General features: G+C 51.4%; 13 protein-coding genes. 11 read left to right on the top strand and 2 right to left on the bottom strand.

Going from position 1 to position 11,841, the window contains the following annotated elements:
* The first annotated feature begins 150 nt into the window (after window positions 1-150).
* From ttrS to ydhT, 9 genes are all read left to right on the top strand, one after another.
* Window positions 151-1,884: a tetrathionate respiration histidine kinase TtrS gene (gene ttrS, locus On2M_RS14355; protein WP_210905249.1), complete on the top strand. Its 1,734-nt coding sequence runs from the start codon at window positions 151-153 to the stop codon at window positions 1,882-1,884.
* The gene (gene ttrR / locus On2M_RS14360; protein ID WP_210905016.1) at window positions 1,859-2,443 is read left to right on the top strand and encodes a tetrathionate respiration response regulator TtrR; all 585 of its coding nucleotides are present in this window, start codon (window positions 1,859-1,861) and stop codon (window positions 2,441-2,443) included. Before ttrS ends, ttrR begins: the two co-directional genes overlap by 26 nt.
* 92 nt (window positions 2,444-2,535) lie before the next feature.
* Entirely contained in the window at window positions 2,536-2,745 is a 210-nt protein-coding gene (fumD, locus tag On2M_RS14365) for a fumarate hydratase FumD (protein WP_151219047.1), read from the top strand.
* Window positions 2,746-3,224: 479 nt separating this feature from the next.
* On the top strand, window positions 3,225-3,851 hold the full coding sequence (locus tag On2M_RS14370; protein ID WP_003029338.1) for a ferredoxin-like protein: 627 nt from the start codon (window positions 3,225-3,227) through the stop codon (window positions 3,849-3,851).
* A 121-nt stretch (window positions 3,852-3,972) separates the two neighbouring features.
* Window positions 3,973-6,075 carry an aldehyde ferredoxin oxidoreductase gene (locus On2M_RS14375; protein WP_210905017.1) on the top strand — a complete coding sequence of 701 codons (2,103 nt, stop codon included), beginning with the start codon at window positions 3,973-3,975 and terminating at the stop codon, window positions 6,073-6,075.
* A 10-nt stretch (window positions 6,076-6,085) separates the two neighbouring features.
* A complete protein-coding gene (locus On2M_RS14380) occupies window positions 6,086-6,751 on the top strand; it encodes a YdhW family putative oxidoreductase system protein (protein WP_210905018.1) in 666 nt (221 codons plus the stop codon).
* 64 nt (window positions 6,752-6,815) lie between these two features.
* Window positions 6,816-7,484 carry a 4Fe-4S dicluster domain-containing protein gene (locus On2M_RS14385; protein ID WP_151219049.1) on the top strand — a complete coding sequence of 223 codons (669 nt, stop codon included), beginning with the start codon at window positions 6,816-6,818 and terminating at the stop codon, window positions 7,482-7,484.
* On the top strand, window positions 7,481-8,266 hold the full coding sequence (phsC, locus tag On2M_RS14390; protein ID WP_210905019.1) for a thiosulfate reductase cytochrome B subunit: 786 nt from the start codon (window positions 7,481-7,483) through the stop codon (window positions 8,264-8,266). The genes On2M_RS14385 and phsC overlap by 4 nt, the downstream gene beginning before the upstream one ends.
* A 3-nt stretch (window positions 8,267-8,269) precedes the next feature.
* The gene (gene ydhT, locus On2M_RS14395; RefSeq protein ID WP_210905020.1) at window positions 8,270-9,082 is read left to right on the top strand and encodes a protein YdhT; all 813 of its coding nucleotides are present in this window, start codon (window positions 8,270-8,272) and stop codon (window positions 9,080-9,082) included.
* Between the two features lie 59 nt (window positions 9,083-9,141).
* On the opposite strand, the gene On2M_RS14400 is transcribed toward ydhT, so the two are convergent.
* Together On2M_RS14400 and On2M_RS14405 are read right to left on the bottom strand one after the other, a co-directional pair.
* The gene (locus On2M_RS14400; protein ID WP_151219111.1) at window positions 9,142-9,282 is read right to left on the bottom strand and encodes a hypothetical protein; all 141 of its coding nucleotides are present in this window, start codon (window positions 9,280-9,282) and stop codon (window positions 9,142-9,144) included.
* A gap of 93 nt (window positions 9,283-9,375) precedes the next feature.
* A complete protein-coding gene (locus On2M_RS14405) occupies window positions 9,376-10,107 on the bottom strand; it encodes an FCD domain-containing protein (RefSeq protein ID WP_151219052.1) in 732 nt (243 codons plus the stop codon).
* Between the two features lie 193 nt (window positions 10,108-10,300).
* Here On2M_RS14405 and On2M_RS14410 point away from each other — a divergent pair, with 193 nt between their 5' ends.
* Window positions 10,301-11,206 carry a 2-dehydro-3-deoxygalactonokinase gene (locus tag On2M_RS14410; RefSeq protein WP_210905021.1) on the top strand — a complete coding sequence of 302 codons (906 nt, stop codon included), beginning with the start codon at window positions 10,301-10,303 and terminating at the stop codon, window positions 11,204-11,206.
* Window positions 11,193-11,840 carry a 2-dehydro-3-deoxy-6-phosphogalactonate aldolase gene (locus tag On2M_RS14415; protein ID WP_187252521.1) on the top strand — a complete coding sequence of 216 codons (648 nt, stop codon included), beginning with the start codon at window positions 11,193-11,195 and terminating at the stop codon, window positions 11,838-11,840. Before On2M_RS14410 ends, On2M_RS14415 begins: the two co-directional genes overlap by 14 nt.
* Window position 11,841: the final 1 nt, after the last annotated feature.

Below are 11,841 nucleotides of genomic sequence, written 5' to 3' on the forward strand. Positions count from 1 at the left end.
GATTTACAGTGTAAAAATCGTGACGGGGAGTACTCTATTGTGGTTAACCACATACCCGGCTAGTTGTTGATCTAAAACAACATATAAGACAGGGATAATTGAGTGGGACGCAACGTAGTAAAATGTCTGACGCTGCTGGCGTCGCTGTGGATGCTGAGCGGTGTAGTCAGGGCGCAGACATGGAACATTGGTATTTTGGCAATGCGTGGGGACGTCTCCACACGTAATCACTGGCAGCCGCTGGAGACTATGTTAAATCAGCAAATCCCCGGCGAACAGTTTCACATTCAACCGCTGGATCTGCACCAGATGCAGGAGGCGGTGAATCGCGGAGCAGTACAATTTGTAGTCACTAATCCGGCGCAGTTTGTTCAGCTAAACAGCCGTTCGGCGCTGCGCTGGCTGGCTTCGCTGCGCTCTACCCGCGGCGGGAAAGCCGCCAGTAACGTAATTGGCAGCGCGATCCTTGTCAGACGCGACAGCGGGATAACCTCTCCACACGATCTGATCGGCAAAACCGTTGGCGCCATTGATGCGCAGGCATTTGGCGGCTATTTATTAGGATATAAAGCACTTAGCGATGCAGGCCTGCGCCCGGAGCGTGATTTGCGCCTGACATTTACTGGATTTCCCGCTGACGCGTTACTCTATTTATTACGCGAAAAAGCCGTGCAGGCGGTGATTGTGCCGGTATGCCTGCTGGAAAAAATGGATGAAGAAGGGCTGGTTCGTAAAACAGATTTTATGACCGTGCTTAACTATCCGACGTCGATTCCCTGTTTAACCAGCACGCCGCTCTATCCTGACTGGTCATTTGCGGCGCTGCCCGCGGTAAGCGACGAGCTGGCCGATCGCGTCACGCGGGCCCTGTTTAATGCGCCGCAGGACGCGACATTTCGCTGGGGAGCGCCCGCCTCGACCCGCGAGGTGGAAGCGTTGCTGCGCGATGTCCGCCAGCATCCGCAGCAGCGGCAGCTGTGGCTTGATGTCAAAAGCTGGTTTATTCAACATCGGCTGGCGATGGGAGCGGCGGCCATCGTGCTGTTGTTGCTCACGCTCAACTACATCTGGGTGATGTTGTTGGTTCGCCGACGCGGCAGGCAACTGGAACGAAACAACGTACTGTTGCGCAAACAGGAGCAGGCGTTGGAAACGGCTCGCCAAATGAGCGTGTTAGGAGAGATGACTTCCGGCTTTGCCCATGAGCTAAACCAGCCGCTGTCGGCTATCCGCCATTATGCGCAAGGTTGTCTGATTCGCCTGCGCGGTCAGGATGAACAACACCCATTGTTACCCGCGCTAGAACACATTGATACTCAGGCGCAGCGGGGCGCTGATACGCTGCGCAATCTTCGTCAGTGGGTCAGTCAGGCACAGGGTAATCCGGTGATGACCGATGACTGGCAAGCCGTCAACGTTCACGATGCAATCCATCACGTCTGGCAATTATTGCGCATGCCTCAGCAATTCCCGGCGATAGCGCTGCAAACGCGAGTTAGCAAGGCGTTAACGCTAACGTTGCCGAGCGTTCTTCTCGAACAGGTGCTGGCCAATCTGGTACTCAATGCCGCCCAGGCCGGGGCTACCACAGTGTGGTTTAGCGCCTTGCGTCAGGATGGCGGTGTGAGTATTCAGCTGCAGGATAATGCCGGAGGCATTGACGAGGCTCAGTTGTACCAGGCTTTTCAGCCGTTTATGACCACGCGTAAAGAGGGCATGGGACTCGGCCTGGTGATTTGCCAGCGGTTGGTACGCTTCGCAAACGGAGACATTGATATCAAAAATCATCCAGCTCCCGATGAAAAAGCAGGTGCAGTAGTGACATTACATTTTAAGCAAAACCAGGAGGAGGGCCGTCGTGGCAATCATTCATCTGCTGGATGACGACATCGCTGTAACCCAGGCCTGTGCGTTTTTACTGGAAAGTCTGGGATATGAGGTGAGTTGCTGGGAGCAAGGCGAAACATTCCTTGCCAGGGCAAATCTGCACCAGGTGGGCGAACTTCTGCTGGATATGCGGATGCCGGTACTCGATGGACACGCGGTGCATGAAGCAATGCGTCAGCGAAAGAGCACGCTGGCGGTCGTCTTTCTCACCGGGCATGGCGATGTGCCGATGGCGGTTGAACAAATGAAACGTGGTGCGGTCGATTTTTTGCAAAAGCCGGTGTCCGCCGCGCCGCTGCAGGCGGCATTAGAGCATGCATTGCAGGTTTCTCAGGCCGCCTTCTCGCGACAAAAGATCGTGGTCTGCTATCAGCAGCTTACGCCAAAGGAGCGAGAGTTGGCACAACTGGTAGCAAAAGGGTTAATGAATCGGGAAATTGCTGACGCCATGAATATTGCCGTGCGTACGGTTGAGGTTCATCGGGCGCGGGTGATGGAAAAAATGCAGGCGGGGAGCCTGGCTGAGCTGGTTAACCGTCTTCAACAGGTTCTGTAGATTGATGACATTTGATTGATTTTCATTGAATTTTGTCTAAACCACCATACTGATATATGCTGTGGGTCTGAGTTAATGACGAGCAGGCAAAAATGGGAAATCAGACCAAAGACGACGAGTTGTACCGTGAAATGTGCAGAGTAGTCGGTAAAGTAGTGCTGGAAATGCGCGATCTGGGACAGGAGCCTAAGCATATCGTCATTGCGGGAGTACTGAGAACGACCCTCGCCAATCAGCGTGTGAAGCGCAGCGAGTTAGAAAAAGAGGCAATCGAGACTGTAATTAAAGCGTTGGCCGGTTAATTCATAAAAAGAGGAAGGGAGATTCTTCGCCGTCCTCTTATTCTCGTTACGTTAATCTACCAATATATATAATTTAGTACTGCAATCAGAAGAAGGTTTTTCGCTATATATTAAATTGTATATCGTTTGATATATAAAATATATATGAGAGTGGGGTCACAAATATTTGTAAATCATATGAAATTCTATTTCAATTTATCTTAATGATAATAAATATCACTCCGCATTAATTATTTCCCTTCCGTTTTTTAATTGATGACGATCAAAACTATAAGCCCTAAATAACCACATTATTCCTGTACCTAACCCCAAAGGATTAGATTCATTCAGTTTAACCACCGTCATTTACACGATCAGGTTAGGGCAAAAATTTACGTGTTGTTGGCAACATTAATCGCTCGAAATGGCTTGAGCTGCACTGGTTTAATTTAGCCTGGAGGTGTTGCTACCACAGCGTTTGCGAAGAGGATGCGAAATAAATGAACCAGGTTGATCGTCCATTTTTAGATTGTGGTTTAACGCGGCTTGAATTTCTGCGGATATCAGGCAAAGGCCTTGCGGGATTAACCATCGCCCCTGCGTTGTTATCACTTTTTGGCTGTAAGCAGGAAGATGTCGACAGCGGTACTGTGGGTCTTATCAATACGCCGAAAGGGGTGCTGGTGACCCAACGAGCACGCTGTACGGGCTGCCACCGCTGTGAAATTTCCTGCACTAATTATAACGATGGTGCCGTGGGCACTTTCTTTTCCCGTATAAAAATCCATCGCAATTTCTTCTTTGGCGATGATGGTGTTGGCTCCGGTGGCGGACTGTATGGCGATTTAAACTATACCGCTGATACCTGTCGTCAGTGCAAAGATCCGCAATGTATGAAGGTCTGCCCCATTGGCGCTATTACCTGGAAACAGGAAGACGGTTGTATTGCCGTGGATCACAAACGTTGTATTGGCTGTAGCGCGTGTACTACTGCCTGTCCGTGGATGATGGCGACCGTGAATACCGAAACCAAAAAATCCTCAAAATGTGTGTTATGCGGGGAATGCGCAAATGCGTGTCCAACTGGGGCATTAAAAATTATCGAGTGGAAAGATATTACTGTTTGATAGATAGCAGGCATGCCTGATACGCGTCATTAATTGCCGAAAATATCGCGGTGTTGCAGAAAAAAAACTGCCTGACGGATGGCGAGTATATCTATTAAACCTTCTTGCAAAGGAAAACATGATGGCTAATGGTTGGACAGGTAATATTTTACGGGTCAATCTCTCTACGGGTAATATCACCCTTGAGGATTCCAGTAAATTTAAAAAATTTGTCGGCGGGATGGGCTTTGGTTATAAAATTATGTACGACGAAGTTCCGCCCGGCACCATGCCTTTTGATGAAGGGAATAAGCTGGTTTTTGCCACCGGGCCGTTAACGGGTTCTGGTGCTCCGTGTAGCTCCCGCGTCAATATCACCTCCTTATCGACCTTTACCAAAGGTAATTTAGTCGTGGATGCCCATATGGGGGGATTCTTTGCCGCGCAAATGAAATTCGCCGGATACGACGCCATTATTATTGAAGGCAAATCCGCGACCCCCGTCTGGCTCAACATTAAAGACGATAAGGTTAGCATTGAAAAAGCCGGTTTCCTGTGGGGTAAGGGGACGCGCGCCACAACTGAAGAAATTTGCCGCATTACCAGTCCTGAAACCTGCGTTGCCGCGATAGGCCAGGCGGGGGAAAATCTGGTGCCGCTCTCCTGCATGATCAACAGTCGTAACCACAGCGGCGGTGCTGGTACCGGCGCAGTAATGGGCTCGAAAAACCTGAAGGCTATTGCGGTAGAAGGCACTAAAGGCGTCAATATTGCCGACCGCAAAGAGATGAAACGGCTCAATGACTACATGATGACCGAGCTCATCGGTGCCAACAACAACCACGTTGTGCCAAGCACCCCGCAGGCCTGGGCGGAATACTCTTCGCCAAATTCCCGCTGGACGGCGCGTAAGGGACTCTTCTGGGGCGCAGCAGAAGGGGGACCAATCGAAACCGGGGAAATCCCACCTGGCAACCAGAATACCGTGGGTTTTCGAACCTATAAATCCGTTTTCGATCTGGGACCAGCCGCTGAGAAGTACACGGTCAAAATGAGCGGCTGCCATTCTTGCCCAATTCGTTGTATGTCGCAGCTTAATGTCCCGCGGGTGAAAGATTTTGGTGTACCGAGTACCGGTGGTAATACTTGCGTAGCGAACTTTGTCCACACCACCATTTTCCCCAATGGCCCGAAAGATTTCGACGATAAAGACGATGGGCGCGTGGTGGGGAACCTGATTGGCCTGAACCTGTTTGACGATTACGGCATCTGGTGTAACTACGGGCAGTTGCATCGTGACTTTACTTACTGTTATTCGAAAGGCGTATTTAAGCGCGTGCTGCCAGCAGAGGAGTATGCGGAGATCAGGTGGGATCAGCTGGAAGAAGGCGATCCTAATTTTATTAAAGACTTTTACTATCGACTGGCGCACCGCGTAGGCGAACTTAGCCACCTTGCGGACGGCTCGTATGCCATTGCTGAGCGCTGGGATCTGGGCGAAGAGTACTGGGGCTACGCCAAAAATAAACTGTGGTCACCGTTCGGTTTTCCTGTTCACCATGCGAACGAGGCTTCAGCGCAGGTGGGGGCGATCACCAACTGTATGTTTAACCGTGACTGCATGGCGCACACCCATATCAACTTCATCGGTTCCGGTTTGCCGTTGAAATTGCAGCGCGAAGTGGCGGGCGAGCTGTTTGGTTCACAGGATGCCTACGATGAAACCAAAAACTACACCCCGATCAATGCTGCCAAGATCAAATATGCCAAATGGACGCTGCTGAAAGTCTGCCTGCATAACGCGGTGACGTTGTGCAACTGGGTCTGGCCGATGACGGTTTCCCCGCTCAAGAGCCGCAACTATCGCGGGGATTTGGATCTGGAAGCAAAATTCTTCCAGGCGGTCACCGGCGATGAAACCACGCAAGCGAGTCTGGATCTGGCTGCTGAACGCATCTTTACTTTGCATCGTGCTTATACCGTCAAACTGATGCAAACCAAAGATATGCGCAATGAGCACGATCTCATCTGCTCCTGGGTGTTCGATAAAGATCCGAAGATCCCCGTCTTCACTGAAGGGACCGACAAGATGGATCGGGAAGATATGCGTCAGTCATTGACGATGTTCTATCAGGAAATGGGCTGGGATCCAGAGCTGGGTTGCCCAACGCGTGAAACCCTGAACCGACTCGGACTTGAAGATGTAGCCGCTGATTTGGCGGCGCAAGATCTGTTGCCGGCGTAAGGAACGCGAGATGACAAACGTGAGCGATGTTCTGACACCCGATGAGGCGCTTCCTGACGAGGTAGATGGCCACAAGAGACAATGGTTGCAGGCTTTTCACCCGCCGGTAGAACAGGTGAGTGTGCCGCAGGTTCAGGACCCCGCCAACCCGCAGACGATTGTGGCAGATTTTATCCGTCAGCATTCAGTTTCGGGGCAACTGGTGGCGCGTAGTCTGTTTTTGCTACCACCTTACTCGGTCCCTGAAACCGATCTCTCCGCGCTACTGGATGCGCTGTGTCTGGATGCGAATAGCACGGATATCACCTGTGTGCAGGGCACCGAAGATGCGTATTTCTATTCGACGCAAACCATGACGGCAAACTACGCCAACATGTGTGTGCAGGTACTGGAAAACGACATCTGCCTCGCGATTGCCGAGGCGGTACGTTTTGATTGTCGAACGTACCCTCGCCCCTATAAGGTCGCCATGTTGATGCAACCGCCGTATAGCTTTGAATCTCAGCAGGTTACAGCGGCGCTAACGGCCATGGAAATGCATCCTGATTACGCAGATATACGGACTGTGGAATCGTCAAATGCGGAGCCTTATCTGTTTAGCGAACGTTTTATGAGTTATGGCAAAGCGTACGGCCTGTGCGAATGGCTTGAGGTTGAGCAGTATCAGAACCCCTGAATTTTTCAGGTTGATGTCATGGAACGTGTGGACGACCACTGTCACAGTATTAGAGGATAACCCGATGTCCTTCACCCGACGAAAATTTGTCATTGGCATGGGGACGGTAATTTTTTTCACCGGCCCGGGTCAAAATTTGTTAGCGAGTACGAAGAGCCCTAAAGCCGTGCGTTACGTCATGATTCACGACGAATCACTGTGTAACGGATGTAATCTCTGCGCCCGAGCATGCAGGAAAACTAACCATGTACCAGCCCAGGGCAGTCGATTGTCGATAGCGCATATTCCGGTCTCGGATAACGACAACGAAACGCTGTATCACTATTTCCGTCAGTCCTGCCAGCATTGTGATGATGCGCCCTGTATTGAGGTGTGTCCAACCGGTGCTTCCTGGCGAGATGAGAACGGCATTGTGCGGGTTGACGCGTCTTCCTGTATCGGCTGCAGCTACTGTATTGGCGCGTGTCCTTATCAGGTGCGCTATCTAAACCCGCAGACCAAAGTAGCGGATAAATGCGACTTTTGCGCTGAATCTCGTCTGGCGAAAGGTTTCCCGCCGATCTGTGTTAATGCTTGCCCGGAACATGCGCTGATTTTTGGTCGTGAAGATAGCCCGGAAATTCAGACCTGGTTGCGAGAGAACAAATATTACGAATATCAACTTGCAGGCGCCGGAAAACCCCATCTGTATCGTCGGTTCGGTCAACATTTGATTAAAAAGGATAATGTATGAACGCGTCGCAGAATGCCGAACAGTTTCATGCCCAGCTTGCGCAGTATGTTCCCCTGTTTTCACCGGACTACTGGCCCGTGTGGTTGGTCATTGCCGGATTGATGCTGGTGGGGATGTGGATGGTGCTGGCGCTACACGCCATGCTGCGCTTTCGGGCTGCGCATAAAGCACCGGCAGGGCACGGTGAGACGGTCTATTTATACTCAAAGGCCGTTCGTTTGTGGCACTGGTCGAATGCGCTATTATTCCTGCTACTTCTGGTCAGTGGCCTGATCAATCACTTCTCTGCTGCCAGCGCGTCGGTGATGAAAAGCCTGGTTACCGTACATGAGGTTTGCGGCTTTTTGCTGCTCGCTTGTTGGATAGGTTTTGTTCTGATCAACATGATTGGCGGCAACGGGCATCACTATATTATTCAACGTCAGGGCTGGATCGCTCGCGCGCAGAGACAAGCACGTTTTTATCTGTTTGGCATTATGCAGGGTGAGCCACATCCATTCCCGGCATCAAAGCGTTCTAAATTCAATCCGCTACAGCAAGCGGCCTATGTTGGCGTGATGTATGGTTTGCTGCCACTGCTGCTTATCTCTGGGTTGCTGTCGCTCTATCCTACGGTCGTCGGCGATGTGTTCCCTGGCGTGCGTTACTGGTTACTTCAGGCGCACTTTGCGCTGGCAATTGTCAGTCTTTTTTTCATTTTTGGGCATCTTTATCTTTGCACAACAGGTCGTACGCCGGGCGAAACCTTCAAGTGTATGGTGGATGGCTATCACCGGCATTAAGCGATGATGATTACGCGAAGTGATTTACGGGCCTGGCGCGTTGGGCCCGTAATGTATCGCTGGTTTCTACGTGCATTTCCGTTAGGTGGAAGTTACGCCGATGTTCATCGTGCGCTCCAGCGGGAAGGGTATACAGACTGGGCAAATAGCCTGGTGGAATACGGCTGGTCAAAATGGCGGGAAGAGGCGAGTTTTGTCCAGCAGGATATTAATGCTATGGGGAATATTGTCCGTGCGCAAACGGCGGGGGAAATCAATCGTCCGCTGGCGAGTGCGGAAGATAACGCCCGATGTAGTAGCGCAGACGATAACGTTAAAATCGCCAGCGCCGGGTATGCCGTACAAATCGCCAGCGCAGGTTACAGCGCACGTATTGGCAGCGTCGGCTATAACGCGCATATTGGCAGCTCAGGCGATCGCGGGCGAATTGCGGTAGCGGGTAATTCGGCGCGGATCAGTAGCGTGGGCGACGCAACGCGTATCGCCTGTACCGGCATGCGAGTACGCATCAGCTCGCTCGGCGACCGGAACCGGATTGCCTGCAGCGGTGATTTAACCCAGTTGGCCTGCTTCGGCGCAGAATCTAACATTGCCAACTGTGCGGACAACATCCACATTATTGCCAGCGGAGAAAACGCCGTTGTTGCCAGTACCGGCACCGTCGACTCGATCATTCTCGGCCCCGGCGGCTGCGCGGCGCTGGCCTATCACGATGGCGAGAGAATGCGCTTTGCGCTTGCTGTTGAGGGGGAAAACAACATTCGGGCGGGGGTGAAATATCGGCTCAACGAAGAACATCAATTTATTGAATGTTGAATCTCTTACCGGGAAGGAATCTGCAGGAAGTAAAAACCGGCATTGCGCCGGTGTGGAAATCAGATTTTGCAGGCATCGCCGCAGTCGTTATCAGCAACAATTTCTTGTGCTTTTTGGTCTGCATCTTCCAGACGTTCGGCGTTGCGGGCCTGCGCTTCTTCCAGCCCATCAAAGACCAGATTATCGAGATCAATTTCCATCATTCACCTGCTCAGGTTCATCGTTTAACATCTCGTTATTATATTGCAAAAATGTTGTTTAACAGCAGCGATTTTTGCTACTTAACCTCCGACTTAAACCAGGTGCGCGTATTTATCCGGCACTGTTTTCCACAAATGGCGGTTGGCCGCACTAAGAATAATATCGCGCATGCATTCCCGCGCCGTAACGGCCTGGCGTAATCGTATTGCTTCCAGAAGGAGTCGGTGTTGCTCAACGGCATGCTCGGTCTCCTTAACCGATGACTCCTGCGTCTGTTTAAACGACAGCATCATGGCGGCTGAAAGGGCGTTGCCAATGGACATTAAAAAGGGGTTATGGCAGGACTTGAGTAATGCCGTGTGAAAGGCTAAATCACCTTCCTCGAAGAGGGCAACCTGATCCTGCCTTTGCCCGCGCGACATAAGCGTCCAGGCATCTTCAATGGCAGCTAAATCGCGAGCTGTAGCGTTAGCGGCGGCCAGCGCAGCGGCGTTAGGTTCAAACATCAGACGCGTTACCATCAGTTGCTCTGCAACATCGGGCGAAATACCAACTTCTTCCATCCAGCTCAGTACATCCGTATCCAGAAAACTCCAGAGTTCACGCGGGTTAACCGTGCTGCGTCGTTTCGCCTGAATTGATAGTAAACCTTTCGCCGACAGGACATGCAACGCATTACGCACAGAGGTACGCGACGCGCAATATTGCACGGCAAGTTCATTTTCGCCGGGGAGCATCTCTCCATCGTCCAAGGTTCCGCGAATGATTTTCATCGCCAGATCGCGGGTAATCGTTTCAGAGATGTTTGTTAGCGAGGTAGTCATATTCGGCCTTGAAGAAATGAGAATGAGGCATTGTACTCGAAAAACAGAATGTTAGGTATACAAGATAGTTCTTCTTGTGAGATCAGCTTACGACATGAAATGTTTTATTTCACTTCACGATCGCGATCACAGATCGGTAACATTAACTCAATTACATTCTTGTCATACAAGATATGTTTATTGAGGTTACAAGATGAGTGGGGAATGGATCGCGATCGACTGGGGAACCTCGAATTTTCGCGCGTGGTTGATGGCAGGAAACGATGTGCTGGATAAGCGCAGCGCCAGCTGCGGACTTCTTCACGTCGAGCCGGGGCGGTTCGATTCGACGTTAAAAATGCTACTGGGCGAGTGGGTGGAATCAGGTTCACCGATGATTGCAATGGCAGGAATGGTAGGTTCGCAGCAGGGTTGGTATGAGGTTGATTACTGTCCATTACCCGCGAGCACCGATAGCCTGCTTACGCACAGCAAAAAATTCACCACCTCCTGGGGCAGCGAAGCATGGATTGTACCAGGCATACGTAAAGCACCTAACGGTGACATACCGGATGTGATGCGCGGTGAAGAAGTACAACTATTCGGGCTGTCCTTATTGGAAGGTATCGTCGACTTCCGGGCGATTCTGCCGGGTACACATAGCAAACACGCTCGAATGAAGAAGCGAGAAATCGTTGATTTTTCGACTTATATGACAGGCGAACTATTCCACGTGCTAATTACCCACTCCTTGCTGGGACGTGCGCTTCCTGATGCGGTGGTTGATGACAGTGCATTCTTGCGCGGTGTTGCGGCATCCCGGCGCAACGCTGCATTAAGCCAACTTCTGTTTTCTGCCCGGACGCTACGGCTTTCGGGGGAAATACCGCCTGAATCTGTGAGTGATTATCTCTCCGGTCTATTGATTGGAATGGAGTTTTGCACTGACAACACCGGACTCGTTTGGCTGGTGGGCAGTACGGCGTTAACACGACGTTATCAATTGGCTGCCAATGCGTTTGGTATTCAGACACGCTGCATCGATGGTGATCGCTGTTTTATTGCCGGTATGCAGTCTCTTCAACAACAACTAGCAGAGAAACAAAATGGACAGCTTTAACTTTGCCAGCTTATGGCAAAAAACGCCGCTTCCTATGATCGCGATTTTACGCGGTCTGACACCAGAGGACGCGCCGGAAATTGGCGACGTATTACTCGAGGCCGGCTTCACCTGGCTCGAAGTCCCGCTGAATTCACCGCGAGCGCTCGATTCTATCACGCTGCTCCGTGAACGGGTGGGTGAGCGTGCTATCGTCGGAGCGGGTACGGTATTGACGACAGAACAGGTCGATAGTGTTGTCGATGCGGGCGGTCAGGTCATCATCTCACCCAATATGAACACCGCAGTGATCAGCCGTAGCAGAGATCATGGCGTCATCAGTTTGCCCGGCGTTACCACACCAAGCGAAGCGTTTATGGCGCTGGATGCTGGTGCCAGCGGATTGAAGTTTTATCCGGCGGAAATGATCTCACCGGAGATACTCCGTGCCATGTGCGTGGTTTTACCCCCTCACGTCGTGTGTATGCCGGTTGGCGGTATTTCCGCTAAAGCGCAACAGTTACAAAACTGGTGTAAGGCGGGAGCAAAAGGTTTTGGTTGCGGCGGCGGTTTGTATCGTGCGGGCGCAGATTATGAACAGGTTCGATCCAACGCGCAGGCCTATGCCCAGGCATGGCAACAGGTTAATACCTGAG

It is taken from the genome of Citrobacter sp. On2M (assembly GCF_018035235.1).
Classification (GTDB): Bacteria; Pseudomonadota; Gammaproteobacteria; order Enterobacterales; family Enterobacteriaceae; genus Citrobacter; species Citrobacter meridianamericanus.